The organism is Pararobbsia silviterrae (assembly GCF_003628125.1).
GTDB lineage: Bacteria > Pseudomonadota > Gammaproteobacteria > Burkholderiales > Burkholderiaceae > Pararobbsia > Pararobbsia silviterrae.
The window spans coordinates 409,720-428,662 of record NZ_RBZU01000002.1; the positions used below are offsets into that span (position 1 = coordinate 409,720).

Genomic DNA, 18,943 nt, shown 5'->3' on the forward strand with positions numbered 1-18,943 from the left:
CGCGAGGAAGCTCGCCGGCCGCGCGCGAAGCGCGGCCGGCCGGGCTGCTTCTGGAGTGTTCGTTATGAATCAACCAAATCGCACCCCGCTGTTACGGATGACAGGGATCGTCAAATCGTATCCCGGGGTTCGAGCGCTCAAAGGCGTCGACTTCGATCTGCGCGCAGGCGAGATACATTGCCTCATCGGCGAGAACGGCGCGGGCAAGTCGACGCTCATGCGCGTCATGTCGGGCGCGGAAACACCCGATGCCGGCAGCGTGGAGATCGACGGCAAGACCTATGCGTCATTGTCTCCGGTGCTCAGCCATGCGCTCGGCATCACCGTCATCTATCAGGAAACCGATCTCGTGATGCCGCTGAGCGTCGCCGAGAATATTTATCTCGGGCACGAGAAAGTGGGACGCGGCGGCGTGCTGGATCGCGCGGGGATGCGCGCCGAAGTCGTGCGCCTCATGCAGCGGTTCAATCTCCGGTTTCCGATCGACGAGCCCGTGCGCAATCTCGGACCCGCGCAGCGTCAGCTCGTGCAGATCGTCAAGGCGGTCTCGCGCGACAGTCGCGTCGTGGTGCTCGACGAGCCGACCGCCTCGCTGACCGACAATGAAATCCGGCACTTGTTCGAGCTGCTCGCGGTGTTCAAGGCCGAAGGCATCGGCATCGTCTATGTCTCGCACCGGCTGCAGGAGATCATCGAGATCGGCGATCGCGTGACGATCATGCGCGACGGCACGAAGATCGAGACGCACGACGTCAAGGACATCGACGAGAATCATTTGATCGAGGCGATGGTCGGGCGTCCGCTCGAACAGACGCAGCACGCGAAGCGCGCATCGGGCACGGGCAAGATCGTCCTGAGCACGCGCGGGCTCAGCGTCGCCGGGCAGTTCGAAAACGTGGACCTCGAGCTTCGCCAGGGCGAGGTGCTCGGTCTGGGCGGTCTCGTCGGCGCGGGGCGCAGCGAGCTGCTCGAATGTCTGTTCGGCATGTCGGAGCCCGCTGCCGGAGAGATCCATGTGAATGGTGCGCGCGTGCGTTTCAGATCGCCGCGCGATGCGATTCGCGCCGGCCTCGGGCTCGTGCCCGAAGAGCGTCGCGAAAGCGGGCTCGTGCTCGGACGTTCGGTGGCGGACAACATCGCGTTCCCGATCCTCAAGCAGATTTCCTGGCTGTCGCTGCTGCGCCGCTCGAAGCTGCGCGATATCGCGACGGAGCTCGTCAAGAATCTCCGCGTGAAGACGCCTTCGCTCGACCAGGTCGTGCGCACGCTGAGCGGCGGCAATCAGCAAAAGATCGTGCTCGCGAAATGGCTGGCGGCGCGCAGCCGGATTCTGTTGCTCGACGAACCGAGCCGCGGCGTCGATATCAATGCGAAGTTCGAGATCCATCAGCTGATTCGTTCGCTCGTCGATGAGGGCGTGTCCGTCATCATGGCGTCGTCCGACATGCTCGAACTCCTCTCGCTCAGCGATCGCATTCTTGTCATGGCCGAGGGGCGCGCCGTCAAGGTCTTGACCGCGGACGAAGCGTCGCAGGTCGAAGTCATGCGCTATGCGGTGCCGCGCGCTTCACAGCCCGCTTCACAGCCCGCTTCACAGTCTGCTGCGCAGTCCGCCGTGGAGCATGACGCATGAGTCCTCTTTCTTCTTCTCGTTCCGCCATGACTCCGAACGCGTCGATTCAACACCCCGGGGCGAGCGCCCCCCGTACGCGCGAGCGCGTGTTGCACGTGCTGTCCGCGCTCGATGTGTATCTGATTCTCGCCGCGCTGCTCGTCGTCGCGTGCTGGCTGAGTCCGTCGTTTCTGACGCTGTCCAATATCGGCAACGTGCTGACGCAGGCCGCGGTGCTCGGCATTCTCGCCACCGGCCAGTTCCTCGTCGTGCTGATCGGCGGATTCGATCTGTCGGTCGCCGCGGTGATGGCGCTCTCGTCCGTGCTGATCGCCAAACACGCGGATACGCATCTGGCGCTGGCGATCACCGAAGGCTTGCTGGCCGCGCTCGCGTGCGGCATCGCGAGCGGCGTTGCCGTCGTCGTGGGGCGCGTGCAGCCCTTGATCACGACGCTCGCGATGATGGGCGTGGCACGCGGCCTCGCGTTCAGCGTCAGCGAAAAGAGTCTGCTCGTCAGCAATCCCTGGATTACGGGCTTGAGCGGCGCGAGCGGCGTGCTGACGCCGCCGACGCTGATCTGGCTCGCGCTCGTGATCGTGCTGTCGTTGTGGCTCGGGCTCACGCGCGCGGGGCTGCATTGCTACGCGATCGGCGGCAATGAAACGACGTCGCGTCTCGCGGGTGTGCGCGCCGACCGGATCAAGATCGGCGTGTACGCGGTGTCGGGCCTGATCGCGGGTATCGCGGGCCTTGCGCTCGTGATCCGCTCCGATAGCGGCGTGCCGAATGTCGGCGCGGGCTGGGAGCTCGATTCGATTGCCGCCATCGTGATCGGCGGGGCGCGTCTGTTCGGCGGCGAGGGGAGTCTGCCCAAGGCCATGACCGGCGTGTTGATCTATCAGCTCATTGCGAACGTCATGAATCTGACCGGCATCGATCCCTACTACCAGAGCATCGTGCGCGCCCTGGTCATCGTCGTCGCCGTCGGCTTGAGTGTGTTCCGTCAGCGCAAGCGCGACCACGTGTAAGAGGAAGTCATCGTATGAATACCATCGTGCATCAAGCACGCACCCCCTGGTGGCGCGGCGCGTGGGTTCGCAAGAACGCCATCGTGCTGATCTTCGCGCTGTTCGTCGTGTTCGGGACCGCGATGTCGGCGGGCCGTCTGATCGAACCGACGAATATCTCGAACATCCTGTTTCAAAGCGCCGTGATCGGCGTCCTCGCATTGGGCGAGGCGCTCGTGATGCTCGCCGGCGGTATCGATCTGTCGATCGTCGCGCTGATGGTCGTCACGGCGATCTTCATGGGCGGGGCGGGTTCCGAAGCGCAGCAGCAGATGAGCATGTCCAATGCGTTGCCGTACCTGGGCTTTCTGCCCGCGATCGCCGTCGCGATCCTCGGCGCGGCGGCCGCGGGGTTCATCAACGGTCTGATGGTGGTCGTGCTGCGGATCCCCGCGTTTATCGCGACGCTCGTGATGGCGCTCGTGCTCGCCGGCCTCTCGATGCTGTTCACGGGCGGCGCGCCGATCTACAACCCCGATCCGTTCTTTGCGAATCTCGGCGCGGTGCGCATGCTCACGTTGCCGGCGCCCGTCTATATCCTCGTGTGCGTGACGATCTTCGTGGGTTTCGTGCTTGCGCGAAGCCGCTTCGGCGTCATGTTGTATGCGCTCGGCGGCAATCGGCGCGCGGCGCGCTTGTCGGGGATTCCGGTCGAACGCGCGACGATCGGCGTGTACACGATCGCGGGTTTGCTCGCGGGCCTCGGGGGTTTCCTGTTTCTCGCGCGTACGGGTTCGGTCTCGCCGACCTCGGGCGACAACTTCCTGCTCGGCACGATCGCGGCGGTCGTGGTCGGCGGCGTGAGTCTCGCGGGGGGCAAAGGTACAATCCGCAACGCATTCTTCGGCGTGCTGTTTCTGGCGACCTTGAGCAATCTGCTCAATATCTTGCTGATTTCGCCGCATATCCAGGACGCCATCAGCGGCGTGGTGATCATCGTCGCGATCGCGATCAACGTGCGTCTCGATCCCGATGCGTGACGATGCCAAGTACAGTTTTTCCGAGTGCGGCCGCGTGCGGCGCGCTCGGACAAAGGTAGGGGAAAAAGCATGACACAAGCGCTCGACGTCGTGACGATGGGCGAAGCGATGGCGTTGTTCGTCGCGAGCGAATATGGACCTTTGTCGCGCGTGAACGGGTTTATCAAGCGGATTGCGGGCGCGGAGCTCAATTTCGCGATCGGCGTGGCCCGGCTCGGGCATCCGGTCGGCTGGATCAGCCGTGTCGGCGACGACTCGTTCGGGCGCTTCGTGCTCGACGTGCTCGCGGCCGAGCGGATCGACGCCGCGTGCGTGCGCGTCGATGCGTCGCGCCCGACGGGCATGATGCTCAAGACGAAGACCGACGACGGGTCGGACCCGAAGACCGAGTACTTCAGAAAGGGATCGGCCGCGAGCGCCTTGTCGGTGGCCGATTTTGTCGGCGACTACGTGACGGGCGCGCGGCATCTGCATTTGAGCGGCGTGTTCGCGGCGATTTCGGACGACACGCGGCAACTCGCGTTTCATGCGGCGTCGGCGATGCGCGCGGCGGGCAAGCCCGTGTCGTTCGATCCGAATCTGCGGCCTGCGTTGTGGCGATCGGAACGCGAGATGATCGACACGCTCAATGCGCTCGCCGCGCAGGCCGATATCGTGCTGCCGGGCCTCGCCGAGGGGGCGATCTTGACGGGGCATCGCACGCCTGAGGACATCGCGCGCTTTTATCTCGAGCGGGGCGCGCGTCTCGTGATCGTCAAACTGGGCGAAGAGGGCGCGTACTTCAGCACGGCGGAGACGTCGGGGCACGTGCCCGCCTATCCGGTCGAGCGCGTCGTGGACACGGTCGGCGCGGGGGATGGGTTCGCGGCAGGCGTGATCAGCGCGTTGATCGAGGGCCAATCGGTGGCCGACGCCGTGGCGCGCGGAAACTGGATCGGGGCCCTCGCGATACAGGTGATCGGCGACTCCGAAGGGTTTCCGACGCGCGCGGCGCTGCACGAATACGAGGCGCGGCGTCGGTCCGGATCGGCCGAGCCGCAGCACGTCTGATCCGACTTAATCGTGCTTCTAAACGCCGCTTAATTCGAGCCGTACAGCTTGACGACGCCGGTCATGTTCAGATCGCCGAGGCCGTGTTCGACGGCGCGTTTGAACACCTGCAGCGCGGCCGCCGCGGTCGGCGCGTGTTCGGCGCCGTCTGCGGCATCGAGCACGTAGCCGAAGTCCTTGGCGATCAGCTCGATCGGAAATTGCGGGCGGAAATCGCGACTCAGCATGGTGCCCGACAGATACGCATCGACGGGGGCCCAGACCGGCGTTGCGCTGACGGCCTGCAGAACCTTGGCCGCCGACGCGCCGTGTCGCTGAAGCAGTCCGACGATCTCGGCGAACGCGGTGACGTGGATGCCGAGCAGCGCGTTGGTCGCAAGCTTCGCGAGCATGCCGTGCCCGATCGGGCCGACGTGATGCACGGCCGACCCCATGGCCTTGAGCACGGGCGATGCATGCTCGAAGACTTCGGCGTCGCCGCCGACCAGAAACACGAGCTGCCCGCCATCGGCCGCGGCGCGCGAGCCGGACACGGGTGCGTCGAGCAGTTTGACGCCCGCGTGTTCGGCCAATCGCGCGAGCGTGGCCACATAGTCGGGCGAGAGCGTCGAACTTTCGATCGCGATGGCGCCGGGTTTCATCGCGATCAGCGCGCCGTCGTGCGGATCGACCCAGACGCTGTTCGACGCCGCATCGTCGCGCACCATCGCGATGACGACGTCGGCATCGCGTGCCGCCGCGGCCGGCGTCGGCGCGACACGCGCGCCTTGCGCGACGAGCGGCTGCGCCTTGTCGGGCGAACGGTTCCAGACCGTGACCGGATGACCCGCCGCAAGCAGGCGCGCGGCCATGCGGCTGCCCATCGCGCCCAGGCCTAACACAGCGACGGCCATGCTCATGATTGCTTGGCCTTGCGTGCGGCCGCGACGAGGCCGTTGAGCCAGTCCTGATGACCGTTGATCATCGGATTCGGATTCGCCGCGGCGAGCGCGATCGCGGGCTGGCCCTTCTGCGATTCTTGCGTGAGGATCCGCAGGCGGCCCGCCGACAGGTCTTCGAGTAGCCACGCGTGATGGACGTCGAGGCGATCCTCGGGTGTGCTGCCCGCCCAGCCGTGCCAGGCGACGCGAGCGGGCTGGCCCTTGACGGGCGCGACGTGCTCGACGACCTGTGCTTCGACAGGAAAGCCGAAGGTCTCGAAGAAGAACCTCACGCCGTTTTCGAGCGCGGGACCCTTGCCGTCGTAGAAGCGCGTGTTGGCCGAGTTGGCGTAGTAGGTCGGCCAACGATCGGGAATGTTCAGAAGAGGCCAGACGTCGTCGACGGTCAGTCCCGTGACGATGACTTCGTTGGAACAGAAATTGTCGGTGAATCCCGGTACATAGCCCTCGGGCCAAACGATGTCGCTCATATGCGCTTCCGATCGAAATGAAAAGGAGGGGCCGCGCCGTCATGGGCATCGCGTGCACGACGGGGATGGCGTGCACGTGAGGGCGACGCGCGACCTGCTGACGAGCATGATGATCGCGCGCGTGAAATAAGGGAAATCACGAATCCGGATTTCGATCATCAATCGTGCTGATGACTGGATTCGTCGGTGGAACCGGATTGAACGAGCGCTTGGCTTATCTTCGTCCAATCCGGTCGTGCGCGCCGTGCGGGCTAGGCAGAACGCGCGGACGCACCGGCCGAGGCAGGTGCGGCCGGTGTGTTTTCGATCGTTGCGACGAATTGAGCGACGAAGCGCGCGATGATCTGCGCGACCTCGGCCGGCGCTTCGAGCGGCGACAGGTGTCCGACGCCGGGCAGGACATGCATCGTCGCGTGCGGGATACGCGGCATCAATTCGGTCTCAAGCGTCGCGACGCGTTCGACTTGATCGAGCGCGCCGCAGATCACGACGGTCGGCGTATCGATCGACGCCACGGCGTGCGTGATGTCTTCCTGCATGGCGATGTTCGGCCATGCGGTCTTGGCCTGGGGCGCGCCTTTCAGACTGTCCTCGATGACCTGCATGCGGCGCGCGGCATCGAGCGGTCGCGCCGTGAGGACGTGATCGATGACGAACTCGACCGATTCGCGCGATTGATACGCGCTGCTCAAGGTCGCGCGTTGTTCGTCGGAAAGGTGCATCGGCGAGGGCGGCGAAGGGGCGACGAGCACGAGACCTTCGAGTCCGCGCGGACGATCCGACGCGATGCGCTGGGCGACCTTGCCGCCCATCGAGTGACCCACGAGGACGTAGCGCTGCAGGCCCAGTGCCTCGATGACGCCTTGCGCATCGGCAGCCAGGTCGGCGATCCGATAACCGTCGGCGGGCGCATCCGAATCGCCCCAGCCGCGGTGATCGATCGCGACGATCCGGTTTTGCTCGGCGAGCGCGTCCGCGACGCCGTCCCATGTGCGCGAGGATCCGCCGTAGTAATGCAGGAAGACGAGCGCCAAGGCGCCGTTACCTCGCTGCGTTACGTGAATCTGCGTACCGTTCGAATGGATTTTCATGTTCGAGCCTTTCTCCTGAGTGACGGGCTCGATCTTAGATTCGCGCTTTGTGTTTGATAATGAGCGAATCAGTGTGATTAGTCGATCGTCTCGCGATCGAATCGGAGGGGGAATGGACCGGATGACGAGCCTTGGCGTCTTTGTCGCGGCCGTGGAGGAGGGCAGCCTCGTGGCGGCGGCGCGCCGCTTCGGGTTATCGGCGGCGATGGCCGGCAAACATGTGAGCGCCATCGAAGCGGATCTGAACACGCGCCTGCTTCAGCGCACGACGCGGCGCTTGAACGTGACCGATGCGGGCCAGGCGTACTACGAGCGCTGCAAGCGCATTCTCGAAGCGTTCGACGAAGCGAATCGAGAAGCGAGCGATGCGCAGGGGAATGCGCGTGGCGTGTTGAGGGTCGCCGCGCCCGTGACGTTCGGCGCGATGCATGTCGGCGAGGTGGTCGCGCGTTATCTTGAGGATCACCCGAACGTCAATGTCGACGTGGTGCTCGGGGACCGCTATATCGATCTCATCGATGCGGGTGTCGACGTGGCGATCCGGATCGGACGGCTGCAGGATCCGGGACTCGTGATCCGACGGCTTGCGCCGTGCCGCATGGTTGTGTGCGCGTCCCCGTCGTATCTCGAACGCCATGGCGTGCCGAGCGAACCCGATGCGTTGCGCCGTGCGCCGCGCCTCGTTTTCAGCGAGGCCGTGTCGGCCGGGGACTGGACATTGCTCGATGCGGATGGCCGCGCGCACCGTGTCGATGGCCCGCGTCGATTGACGGCGAACAACACGCAGATGTTGCTTGCCGCGGCTCTCGCGGGCGCCGGTGTCGCGTATGGTCCGACCTTCGTGTTCGGCGAACACCTGAGGCGGGGCGCGCTCGTGGCATTGCTGCCCGGCTATCGTGCGGCCGATCTGGATATTCAAGCGGTGTATCCGAGCGCGCGGCGCATCCCGCTCAAGGTGCGCCGCTTTGTCGACTATCTTGCCGAGGCGTTTGAAGGCGTGCCGCCGTGGGACCGCGGCGGCCGGCGTAAGCGGCGTTGAAGGCGGGACATGAACGACAGCCGGTCTTGGGCTTATCGGGCTAATCGGGCTTATCGGAACGACGCGCGTTACAGGCTGGTCGTGATGCCGCCGTCGACATAGAGCGTGTGGCCGTTGACGAACGACGACGCGTCGCTGGCCAGAAAGATGGCCGCGCCCCAGAGTTCGTCGACATTGCCCCACCGGCCTGCGGGCGTGCGCTTTTCGAGCCATGTCGAGAACGCCGGGTCATGGACGAGCGCTTCGTTGAGCGGCGTTCGGAAATAGCCGGGCGCGATCGCATTCACTTGTAATCCGTGCCGCGCCCATTCGGCGGACATCGCGCGGGTCAGGTTGCGAATCGCGCCTTTTGTCGCGGTGTACGGTCCGATCCCGGGGCGTGCGAGTTCGCTTTGCACCGACGCGATATGGATGATCTTGCCGCGCTGCCGTTGGATCATCGCGCGCGCAACAGGCTGACTCACATAGAACACGCTGCCCACATTGGTCTGAAGCAGTGCTTCGAATTGCTCGGCGGGAAACGACTCGAGCGGCGCCCGATACTGGATCCCCGCATTGTTGATCAGGATGTCGATCGGGCCTTGAGCCTCGATCTCGGCGACGGCCTGACACACGGCGTTCTGATCGGTGACGTCGAACGCGGCGGTCGTGACCGCGTACCCTTTGGCCGAAAGTCCATGCGCCGCTGCGAGCACGTTGTCCGGATTGCGTCCGTTGAGGATGATCGAGGCGCCGTGACTGGCGAGCGCCTCGGCAAGCGCGAAGCCGATACCCTGGCTTGAGCCCGTGATCAGGGCGCGTCGACCCGTCAAGTCGAATAGCGGATGCTTCATGGTCTGTCCTCTCGATGGGATCGCCGAGTCCGATCCGAGCGATGCGAATCGTGGATGCAATGGGGTAGCGGGGCCGCGGCACGACGTGGCGCATCGAACTTCGCATGCCCATGCCGTGTTGCGTTGGGTGTCGAGTGCCGAGTGCAGCGATTGTGGAGGAGCGGGTCGGACGCGGCAAGCTGCGCGATACAGGACCGATCTGTCCGAACGTGGCACGTCATCGAGCGGAGTATCGATGACGGTATCGATGAAGAACGCGCAGGCAGCGCGCGGCGGCCACGGGCCGGTGTTAACGAGCGAGCGACGGTGCGTCGCACCGTCGCCAAGGCCCTTGGAAGGCGACTGAGTCGGCCGATTCAGGCGGCGTACCTCATCGACGCACCTAATCGACGCACCTCATCGACGCACCTCATCGACGCACCTAATCGACGCACCTCATCGACGCACCTCATCGACGTACCTCATCGACGCATCTGACCGACGTACTCAGTCGACATACTCAGTCGACGCGCTCAGTCAGCATAGGACGGAGTCTGATCGCCCTTCCGATAGATCGTCGGGTTGTTGATCACGCCGTAGTCGGTGCCCCAGCGCTTATGAATGCGTTCATAGGTGCCGGTCTTGATCAGATGAAGATAGGCCGCTTGAATCGCTTTGAGCAGGCCGTCACTGTCTTCGTTGCGCGCTACGGCGGTGGCCGTCGGGCCGCCGCCCACCTTGCCCGAGGCGACGAACGGTTGGCCTTCGCCAATCAAGGCGACGCCGACTTCATGTCCCGTAAGCACGGCATCCACGCGATGGCTGGAGAGCGCGAGCGTGGCATCCGACATCTCGGGGAAGCTGCTGACTTCCGGCGCCGGCTGCCCCGCATCCTTGCAGAGCTGCACGCCCTTGGCCATGGCCGGAACGCCCGACGACCCGGCCAGGATCGCGATCTTATGACCGCATACGTCCGAGAGGCTCTTCGGGATATAGGTGCTGTCCTTGTTCACGACGAACGCATCGTAATTGCTCCACTCGGTGACGAAGTCGGCGACTTCGAGGCGGTCCTGGCGGACAAAGAATTCGCCCATGCCGATATCGTATTTCTTCGCCTGAAGACCGAGCAGGATCGACGGAAAGTCCATGGTCGTGATCACGGGTTTCAGCCCCATGGTCTGGGCAACGGCCACCGCCATCTCCGGCATCATGCCGACCTGCTTGCCCGCCGCCGTGAACGAGTAGGGCCGGTACTTGGTCATCATCGCGATGTTCAACGTCCCGCGCTGCTTGATGCTTGCCGGCACGAGCGCCTCGACAGCCGGATCCGGCTGCAATGCGCCGATCTGCCCGGCCGGCAGCGTTTGGCTAAAACCGACATGGGCAAACAGCATCGAGCTGGCAAGTGAAGCAAGCAGCATGTGTTTCCAACTTGGCATTTCAGGCTCCTGACGCTAGGTGGTGGGTGATCGGTAGATGGTAACCATCCACAATAGCGTGTCAATTGATATGTGATAGATTACCGGCTATCGGTATTCGACGACATAGGAGAACTGATGCGATCTCGATTTCACTATTCCGTTGTGGACGTGCATTCGGCGGGGGCCCAGGCGCGTGTTGTCATAGGCGGGATACCGCAAGCGCCGGGGGCGTCGATCAATGAAAAGCGGCTCTACCTGCGCGAGCATTTCGACCATGTGCGCAAAGTGCTGATGTACGAGCCTCGGGGCGGCGCGCAGATGAGCGGGAGTTTGATCGTGGAGCCATGCGATCCGCGCGCGGATGTCGGGATCATCTTTATCGAGTCCGGCGGGTGGCTCACGATGTGCGGCGCCGGCACGATCGGCGCCGCGACGGCGCTGGTCGAGACCGGCATGTTCGCGGCCACCGAGCCGCAGACGACGATCGTCTTCGACACGCCCGCCGGATTGGTCACGGCCCTGGTCGAAGTCAGGGACGGCAGCGTCAAAGGCGTGTCGCTCGAAAACGTGCCGTCCTATCTCGCGGTCCGCGATCATCGAATCGAGATGGCGGACCATGGCGCAGTGAACGTCGACATCGCTTACGGGGGCAACTTCTACGTGATCGTCCCCGCCGCGCGTTTCGGACTCGAGATCAAACCGCAGCAGGCCGATCGATTGGTCAAGGTCGGACGCGAAGTGCGCGCGCTCACGAATGCCTCGATAACGGTCAAGCATCCGTTGGCGGAAACGAGCGTGCCGATACCGAATGTCATCTTCACCGGCCCGGGCGAGCGCGCCGGCGCGCATCGCAATCTCGTGCTGTTCGGCGAGGCCGGCGTCGACCGCTCGCCCGGCGGGACCGGGACGTCGGCGCGCATGGCGCAGTTATACGGACGCGGCGAACTCGGGCTCGACGAAACCTTCATCCACGAAAGCATCATCGGCTCGGTTTTCGAAGGCAGGCTGACGCAGCGCGTGGTCGTCGGCGACACGTCGATGGTCGTGCCGCGCGTCAAGGGCCGCGCCTTCATCATCGGCCTGCGCAATTTCTACGTCGATCCCGCCGATCCGTTTCAAGAAGGCTTCGGCGTCGGCTATGCCGCGGACGCGATCCGTCCCAGCCCCTCTCTCATCAAGGCGCTCGCATGAAATCGATAGTCCATTACTCCGTCATCGATGCGCATAGCGCGGGCGCGCCGGCCCGCGTCGTGGTCGGCGGCATGGCGCCCGTTCGAGGCGACACGATCGCCGAGAAGCGCATCCATCTCATGGAACACCGCGACGCGGTCCGCAAGCTGCTGATGTACGAACCGCGCGGCAGTTCGGAAATGTGCGGCAGCGTGCTCATGCGGCCTTGCAACGCGCTGGCCGACATCGGCATCGTATTCATGGAAGCCGGCGGATGGCCGACCATGTGCGGCGCCGGCACGATCGGCGCCGCGACCGTCATGGTCGAAAGCGGTTACGTCGAGGTCGTCGAACCGATGACCCGCATCACGTTCGATACGCCGGCAGGCCTCGTCGCCGCGGATGTCGACGTGCTCGACGGACAGGTGACGGGGGTCACGATCCAGAACGTGCCCTCGTATATGGTCGCGCCGGATCAGAGGCTCGACGTGCCCGGCTTAGGCGAGGTCAGCGTCGATATCGTCTTCGGGGGCAATTACTACGCGCTCGTGTCCGCGTCGGCGGTGGGGCTCGAAGTTCGTCCGGATTTCGCGGAACGTCTCGTCGAGGTCGGTCGCTTGATCCGCGAGCGTGTGAACCATGATCTGGTACGCAAGGATCCCGTGACGGGACTGACGTTCCGCGTACCGATGGTCATCTTCACGGAAGACATGAATTCGAGCGGGACATATCGGAATCTCGTGTTTTTCGGCGAATCCGGCGTCGATCGTTCGCCCGGCGGCACGGGCACTTCCGCGCGGATGGCCCAGCGTCATTACCGGGGTCAACAGGCCCTCGGCGAGACGTTTTCGCATGAGAGCATCATCGGCTCCGTCTTCGAGGGGGTTTATAAGGAGACCACGATGCTCGGCGATGTCGAAGCGATTATTCCAAGAATCCGAGGTCGCGCGCACATCATTGCTCAGTCGACGTTTCTGCTCGATCCGGAAGACCCGTTCAGGGAAGGCTTCGGTGTCGGCTATGCGAGCGATGCCGCGCCGCCGACGGTATAGGCGTCTCGCTCGGTGCGTGTCGTGTCCGGCGGGATGCGACCAAGCGGCACGGCCGAGCGTGCGTGTTCAGACCTATTTGATGCCCGCCGATCTTCGACGATCGCCCGAGGCCCTCGGCATGACGCCGCCAAGAAATAAATAGCCCAATCGACATACGGTCGATTGGGCATGCACAGGGCTTCGCGCAATCGCGAAGCCTCGCTTCGACGATCCCCGGCTTCAATCTCATGATGCGCCGCGCGTATCGGACATCTCCCTCCATTGCTCGAGCCCCGAGCGAACTCGCCGCATCTGCGCTCCGGCCCACGCGCGCATGAGGTCTGAGGTCTGACGTTCGCGCCACGTCCTCATCGCAAGCGGCGCCGATCGAACCGGCCGCTGTTTTCCGCAGACAACTCAGGATTTTTGGCGTCTTGACATCGTTTGGTTGTCGATAATATGTTACCAACCATTGGTGATCGATAAGCGAGTACTTGATCCGGGCGCGCGCCGCACGTCCAGGTCCGGGCCCCAGGAATCGATCGCCGCGGCGCCGTGATCTCGACGTTGCGCGGCCAAGACCGATTCGCCGGCGAGCCATGACAAGGCTCGCTTCGTATTCCGTAGGGGAAGCTCGGGCTTTGCGGCCTGCCGTATTGACTGGCCAAAAAGCAGTTGTCGCATCAACACACACTTAAGAGATATTCATGAAGAAAACAGTCGTAGCATTCGTCGCCTCCGGGCTCGCCGGATTCGTATCGGTCGCATACGCGGACGGTTCGGTGAATCTCTATGGCGTGATCGACGTCGGCCTTGATTTCACGAATAACAGCGGCGGCGGCCAGCTTTGGCATATGCAGGACGGCACGTATGACGGCGAATATGGCAGCCGCTGGGGCCTGAAGGGCAATGAGGATCTGGGCGGCGGACTTCAGGCCATCTTTCAACTCGAGAACGGTTTTAATCTGCCGAGCGGCGAAGCCGGTCAAGGCCAGCTTCTGTTCGGACGTCAGGCCTGGGTGGGTTTGAAAGACGACAAGTGGGGGACGCTGACCATCGGGCGTCAATACGACTCGGTCATCGATTACTACGGCCCCACGACGATGGTGGGAAGCTGGGGCGGGGTGAACTGGCATGGCGGCGATCTCGACAATATCGGCATGTCTTTCCGCGTCGACAATGCGATCAAGTATGCGAGCCCGAACATCGCGGGCGTCAACTTCGGCGGTATGGTGGCGTTCTCCAATTCGAACGCGGCCGATACGAGCGCGATCGCGCTTTGGGGCGCGGGCGCCAACTACTCGCTCGGCAACTTGAAAGTCGCTGCCGCGTATCTCTATGTGAAGGATCCCGCGAGCTTCCTCGGCGGCGATTACATGCCCACCACGCAAGGTTCGGCAATCGGCGCAACCGGAGCATGGAGTTACGTCGGTCAACCGTCGAGCACGCAAACCATCGGCCTCGGCGCCACGTATGCGATCGGCAACGGCTTGATTGCCGTCGATTATTCGAACGTCAAATTCGACGATGCGAATGGCACGACTTCGACGGTGAAATTCAGCACCTACGAACTCTGGGGCCAATACAAATTCGGCGCGGCCACCTCGGTCGCGCTCGGGTATGAATTGACCGCGGGCGATATTGGTTATTCGGACGCGAAGCCGAAATATCACGAAATCAATTTCATCACCGATTACGCGCTGTCCAAAAGCACGAATGTCTATTTCTCGGCCGCATACGAAATCGCGGCTGGAGCAGGACAGCCGGCCGATATTTTCGAAGGCGTGACGGGCACGGCATCCACCACCAATCACCAGCTCGCGACGCGTGTCGGGATGATTCACAAGTTTTAAGGCGGGGCGGCGAGGGATCGGCGATTTGGCCGATCCCTCGATGACCGGAATCACACGCAATGCGGACGATGCGCCGAAACACCGGGCATCACGCCACGGCGCATCCCGTGTTGTCGGTTCAAGCCAGTCGTTCGGCCCGTACGGGGCTCGCCGCGGTTCGATGCGACATGGCTGCGGCGCCCATGTCCGATGCGCAAGACCGCGCACGCTGCTTTCGATGGTTGACATAATATGTTATCGGTAATACATTACATGGAACGTGCCGCGGCGCTGAGCCGTTCAGTCGGTTCAGTCGGTTCAGTCGGTTCAGTCGGTTCGGTCGGTTCGGTCGGTTCGGTCGGTTCGGTCGGTTCGGTCGGATCAATCGGCTCAATCAGCTCAGTGAGCCCAGTCGGATCAATCAGCTCGAATCGTTCGAGCCGACGCTCTGCCATGCACCCATCAAAAGCCGCTTGAGAAGGATGAAATCGTGAGAATCGAATCGATCGATGTCTTTGCCTATGCGCTGACCTATGCGCATGGCGAATATGTGATGTCGAACGGTAGGGCCGCGACGTCGCAGGAGTCGACGCTCGTGCGCATTCGTGTGAGCGGAGGCATCACGGGATGGGGCGAGACCTGCACGCTGGGCGGCACCTATCTCCCCGCATTCGCGGGCGGCACGCGCGCGGCGATTCAAGAACTGGCGCCGCACCTCATCGGTATGGACGCCACGCAGATCGCGAACGTGCAGCGCGAGATGGACCGCGTGCTGCTTGGGCAGCACAGCGCGAAAAGCGCGATCGATATCGCGTGTTGGGACATTCTCGGCAAAGCGTGCGGGCAGCCGATCTGCACCTTGCTCGGCGGTGCGCAGCAAGGCAGTTTTCCGCTTTACGAGGCGGTTCCCCTCGGTGCCCCGGAGGACATGGCCGCGTTTGTCCGTCAGCGAAGCATGGCGGGGATTCAGCGCTTCCAGGTCAAGGTCGGGAACGATCCCTACGAGGATGCAGAGCGTGTTCGGCATGTCGCCGAAGCCGCGGGCGCCGGTGCGACGATCGTCGCGGACGCGAATGGCGGTTGGAATGTGTCGGCCGCCGTGATCGCCGTGCGGCAATTGGCCGGGCTCGATATTTATGTCGAGCAGCCGTGCCGGGATACGAGCGACTGCGCGCTCGTCCAGCGATCGAGCACGTTGCCGCTGAGCCTCGACGAAAGCGTGGTGAACACGGCCGAACTTTATCGCGCGAAGTATGAGGCGGGCGCCGTGGCGATCAACCTCAAGCTCGCGCGTCTCGGCGGCATCAGCGGCACACGACGCATTCGCGATGCCGCGCAGGATCTCGGACTCACGATGTGCATCGAGGACGTCTGGGGCGGCGACGTCGTGAGCGCCGCCGTCGCCCATGTCGCCGCAAGCACGGCGCCCGGGGCGCTCATGCACGCGTCCTTCTTCAACGATTGGACCAACGAACACGTGGCCGGTTATGCCCCGCGCTCGAGCCAAGGACGCGGCACGGCGCCGACGGGGCCGGGGCTCGGCATCACGGTTGACGAGGCCATGCTCGGGGCGCCCATTTTTTCGATCGCGAAGTGAAGCGACGTCAGCACCGAATAATCAGAACAGAGGGCTTATCCGGCCGAAGCATCGAGGAAGACAGGTTGCCGTTTTATGTCGGACAGAATTGAAGCGAATACGTGAGGACTATTGAATGAAAGCGAATGTTTTTTCGGGCGTCGTGCCCGCGCTGATGACACCGTGTACGGCGGACCGAAAGCCCGATTTCGACGCCTTGGTCAAGAAGGCGAAGGAACTCGTCGCGGCCGGCATGACGGCTGTCGTGTATTGCGGCTCCATGGGCGACTGGCCTTTGTTGACCGACGAACAACGCATGGAAGGGGTTGCCCGACTCGTGGCTGCCGGCGTGCCGGTCATCGTGGGGACGGGGGCGGTGAATACGAAATCCGCCGTCGCGCATGCGGCCCACGCGCAACGTGTCGGCGCGAAGGGATTGATGGTCATTCCGCGCGTGCTGTCGCGCGGATCGGTCGTCGCGGCGCAGAAGGCGCACTTCGAAGCCATTCTCGCGGCGGCGCCCACGCTGCCGGCCGTGATCTATAACAGCCCCTATTACGGTTACGCGACGCGTGCGGATCTGTTCTTCGCGCTTCGCGCGCAGTATCCGAATCTCGTCGGCTTCAAGGAATTCGGCGGCGCGGACGATATGCGTTATGCGGCGGAGAACATCACGAGCCGCGATGACGACGTCTCGCTGATGATCGGCGTCGATACCACGGTCGTCCATGGTTTCGTCAACTGCGGCGCGACGGGCGCGATCACCGGGATCGGCAACGTGCTGCCGACCGAGGTATTGCATCTGTGCAATCTGGCGAAAGCCGCCGCGACGGGCGATGTCGATGCGCGTCAACGCGCTGTCGAACTCGAGCGGGCCTTGGCGGTGCTGTCGTCGTTCGACGAAGGCCCCGACCTGGTTCTCTACTTCAAGCACATGATGACCTTGAAGGGCGACGCCGAATACGCGCTTCACTTCAACGAGACGGATGTGCTCAGCGAAAGTCAACGCGGATACGTCGACGCGCAATTTGCGCTGTTCAACGCGTGGTACGCCGAGTGGAGCGCGCTGCCCGGCGCGGTCCAGAAATACAAGGCTTAAGGCCGATGCACGAACGTCGTCCGGCTTCGCTGTTGCCGATAACACGATTCGAACGACGTTCGGCTTTGTCGATGTGATACGTCCGGTGGCTCGCACATGATCCGTCGGACGCCCTTTGCGTATGGATTGGCCTAACGGATCGTGGCTAGCGAATTGATTGGAAAACATCTTGTCGCGGGTGAGTGGATTGCGACGTGGACGACGTTTGAATCGTCGCCGAGCGAGGGTGCGTCGTCGAAGTTTTGCGAAGGGACGGTCGATGTCGTCGATCGTGCTTGTGAAGCCGCGGAGCGCGCGTTCTGGCGTTATGGATATAGCAGCCGCCGCGAGCGCGCGCGCTTCCTGGTCGCGATCGCCGAGGAAATCGAAGCGGACAGCGAAGCGATCGTGACGATCGCCGCGCGGGAAAGCGGCTTGCCCGCATCGCGACTCAATGGCGAACTTGTTCGGACCACGGGGCAACTGCGCATGTTTGCGCGTCATATCGAGGACGGAGACTATCTCGATCTGCGCCACGACGCCGCGCTTCCCGAGCGCACGCCGATGCCGCGCCCCGAACTGCGGCTGATGCAGCGTCCGATCGGACCGGTTGCCGTATTCGGCGCTTCGAACTTTCCGCTGGCCTTCTCGACGGCCGGCGGCGACACGGCTGCCGCACTGGCGGCCGGATGTCCCGTCGTCGTGAAAGGACATCCCGCTCATCCGGGGACCGGCGAGCGTGTCGCTCTAGCGGTCGACGCGGCAATCAAGCGTTGCGGCCTCGACGCCGGCGTGTTCTCGATGGTGCAGGGCGCCGGTCAGGAGGTCGGTCAAGCGCTGGTCCAACATCCGCGGATCAAGGCCGTCGGTTTTACCGGTTCCTTGTCGGGCGGCCGGGCCTTATACGATCTGTGCGCGAGGCGAGCCGAACCGATCCCGTTTTTTGGAGAGTTGGGTTCGGTCAATCCTCAATTCGTCTTGCCCTGCGCGGTCGAGCAGAACGCCGAGGGATTGGGACGCAATTGGGCGGCGTCGCTGACCTTGGGCGCGGGGCAATTCTGCACCAATCCCGGTATCGTGGTGCTGCTCGCAGGCGTTCATGCGGATCGGTTTACCGCGGCCGCATTGCGTGCCTTGCAAGAGACCGCGGGCCAAACGATGCTGACCGATCAGATCGCGCGACGCTATGTCGAGGGGCAAGCCGATCTATCGTTGCGGAAGGTGCGAACGCTGCTGACCGCCGTCTCGCACGGACGCGTGGTGTCGCCGAGTTTGTACAGCACGACGGGCGCGGTCTTTCTGAAGGACGCCGCGCTGAGCGAGGAAGTGTTCGGTCCCGTCGGTTTGATCGTCGAGGTCGAAAGTCTTCGCGAGATGGAAGACGTGGCGTTGCGTTTCGCGGGTCAGCTCACGATGACCGTCCATATGAACGATGCCGATATCGATGCGGCCGCGAGGCTGATGCCGATTCTCGAACGTAAGGCCGGGCGCGTGTTGTTCAACGGTTTTCCGACGGGGGTCGAAGTTGCCGATGCGATGGTCCATGGCGGCCCGTATCCGGCCTCGACGAACTTCGGCGCAACGAGTGTCGGCGCGATGTCGATTCGGCGCTTCCTGCGGCCCGTGTGCTATCAGAACGTGCCGCTCGCGCTCTTGCCGAAGGACTTCGATCGAAGCGATTCGCGTCATTCCGCGTGAAGCCGATGCGGGCGCCCGCGCGAGATCGTGACGATGGGTCCCGGTCTCGCACGGGCGATGTGACGTATTCAC

The 18,943-nt window shown here is 63.6% G+C and carries 16 protein-coding genes; 11 read left to right on the forward strand and 5 right to left on the reverse strand.

Annotated features, from left to right (window positions below; translation table 11 throughout):
* Nucleotides 1–64: 64 nt before the first annotated feature.
* The 4 genes from D7S86_RS07180 (at nucleotide 65) to D7S86_RS07195 (ending at nucleotide 4,712) form a co-directional block, all read left to right on the forward strand.
* Nucleotides 65–1,633, forward strand: a complete 1,569-nt coding sequence (locus D7S86_RS07180; protein ID WP_121084959.1) for a sugar ABC transporter ATP-binding protein — start codon at nucleotides 65–67, stop codon at nucleotides 1,631–1,633.
* 26 nt (nucleotides 1,634–1,659) lie between these two features.
* Nucleotides 1,660–2,643 (forward strand): ABC transporter permease, encoded by a 984-nt coding sequence (locus D7S86_RS07185; RefSeq protein ID WP_158601888.1) that lies wholly within the window; start codon nucleotides 1,660–1,662, stop codon nucleotides 2,641–2,643.
* 14 nt (nucleotides 2,644–2,657) lie between these two features.
* On the forward strand, nucleotides 2,658–3,662 hold the full coding sequence (locus D7S86_RS07190; RefSeq protein WP_121084962.1) for an ABC transporter permease: 1,005 nt from the start codon (nucleotides 2,658–2,660) through the stop codon (nucleotides 3,660–3,662).
* A 69-nt stretch (nucleotides 3,663–3,731) separates the two neighbouring features.
* The gene (locus tag D7S86_RS07195; protein WP_121084964.1) at nucleotides 3,732–4,712 is read left to right on the forward strand and encodes a sugar kinase; all 981 of its coding nucleotides are present in this window, start codon (nucleotides 3,732–3,734) and stop codon (nucleotides 4,710–4,712) included.
* 29 nt (nucleotides 4,713–4,741) lie between these two features.
* Here the strand turns inward: D7S86_RS07195 and D7S86_RS29910 are convergent, their stop codons facing one another.
* The 3 genes from D7S86_RS29910 to D7S86_RS07205 all read right to left on the reverse strand — a co-directional run bounded on the left by D7S86_RS29910 (nucleotide 4,742) and on the right by D7S86_RS07205 (nucleotide 7,214).
* A complete protein-coding gene (locus tag D7S86_RS29910; RefSeq protein WP_338069166.1) occupies nucleotides 4,742–5,656 on the reverse strand; it encodes an NAD(P)-dependent oxidoreductase in 915 nt (304 codons plus the stop codon).
* The gene (locus D7S86_RS29915; RefSeq protein ID WP_205962760.1) at nucleotides 5,608–6,123 is read right to left on the reverse strand and encodes an SRPBCC family protein; all 516 of its coding nucleotides are present in this window, start codon (nucleotides 6,121–6,123) and stop codon (nucleotides 5,608–5,610) included. Before D7S86_RS29915 ends, D7S86_RS29910 begins: the two co-directional genes overlap by 49 nt.
* Before the next feature lie 251 nt (nucleotides 6,124–6,374).
* Complete coding sequence (locus tag D7S86_RS07205; RefSeq protein WP_121084966.1) at nucleotides 6,375–7,214, reverse strand: alpha/beta fold hydrolase; 840 nt, start codon at nucleotides 7,212–7,214, stop codon at nucleotides 6,375–6,377.
* Nucleotides 7,215–7,326: 112 nt separating this feature from the next.
* Here D7S86_RS07205 and D7S86_RS07210 point away from each other — a divergent pair, with 112 nt between their 5' ends.
* Nucleotides 7,327–8,253: a LysR family transcriptional regulator gene (locus tag D7S86_RS07210; RefSeq protein ID WP_121084968.1), complete on the forward strand. Its 927-nt coding sequence runs from the start codon at nucleotides 7,327–7,329 to the stop codon at nucleotides 8,251–8,253.
* Nucleotides 8,254–8,321: 68 nt separating this feature from the next.
* Here D7S86_RS07210 and D7S86_RS07215 read toward each other — a convergent pair whose 3' ends face one another.
* Nucleotides 8,322–9,086, reverse strand: a complete 765-nt coding sequence (locus D7S86_RS07215) for an SDR family oxidoreductase (RefSeq protein WP_121084970.1) — start codon at nucleotides 9,084–9,086, stop codon at nucleotides 8,322–8,324.
* Between the two features lie 512 nt (nucleotides 9,087–9,598).
* Nucleotides 9,599–10,504 carry a transporter substrate-binding domain-containing protein gene (locus tag D7S86_RS07220; RefSeq protein WP_121084972.1) on the reverse strand — a complete coding sequence of 302 codons (906 nt, stop codon included), beginning with the start codon at nucleotides 10,502–10,504 and terminating at the stop codon, nucleotides 9,599–9,601.
* A 117-nt stretch (nucleotides 10,505–10,621) separates the two neighbouring features.
* On the opposite strand from D7S86_RS07220, the gene D7S86_RS07225 reads away from it, so the two are divergent.
* The 6 genes from D7S86_RS07225 to D7S86_RS07255 all read left to right on the forward strand — a co-directional run bounded on the left by D7S86_RS07225 (nucleotide 10,622) and on the right by D7S86_RS07255 (nucleotide 18,871).
* Nucleotides 10,622–11,677: a proline racemase family protein gene (locus D7S86_RS07225; RefSeq protein ID WP_121084974.1), complete on the forward strand. Its 1,056-nt coding sequence runs from the start codon at nucleotides 10,622–10,624 to the stop codon at nucleotides 11,675–11,677.
* Entirely contained in the window at nucleotides 11,674–12,708 is a 1,035-nt protein-coding gene (locus D7S86_RS07230; RefSeq protein ID WP_121084976.1) for a proline racemase family protein, read from the forward strand. Before D7S86_RS07225 ends, D7S86_RS07230 begins: the two co-directional genes overlap by 4 nt.
* 686 nt (nucleotides 12,709–13,394) lie before the next feature.
* The gene (locus tag D7S86_RS07235; RefSeq protein ID WP_121084978.1) at nucleotides 13,395–14,540 is read left to right on the forward strand and encodes a porin; all 1,146 of its coding nucleotides are present in this window, start codon (nucleotides 13,395–13,397) and stop codon (nucleotides 14,538–14,540) included.
* 469 nt (nucleotides 14,541–15,009) lie between these two features.
* Complete coding sequence (locus D7S86_RS07245) at nucleotides 15,010–16,116, forward strand: mandelate racemase/muconate lactonizing enzyme family protein (RefSeq protein ID WP_121084980.1); 1,107 nt, start codon at nucleotides 15,010–15,012, stop codon at nucleotides 16,114–16,116.
* Between the two features lie 115 nt (nucleotides 16,117–16,231).
* The gene (locus tag D7S86_RS07250; RefSeq protein ID WP_121084982.1) at nucleotides 16,232–17,194 is read left to right on the forward strand and encodes a dihydrodipicolinate synthase family protein; all 963 of its coding nucleotides are present in this window, start codon (nucleotides 16,232–16,234) and stop codon (nucleotides 17,192–17,194) included.
* Between the two features lie 141 nt (nucleotides 17,195–17,335).
* Entirely contained in the window at nucleotides 17,336–18,871 is a 1,536-nt protein-coding gene (locus tag D7S86_RS07255) for an aldehyde dehydrogenase (NADP(+)) (protein WP_121084984.1), read from the forward strand.
* The last annotated feature ends 72 nt before the right edge of the window (nucleotides 18,872–18,943 follow it).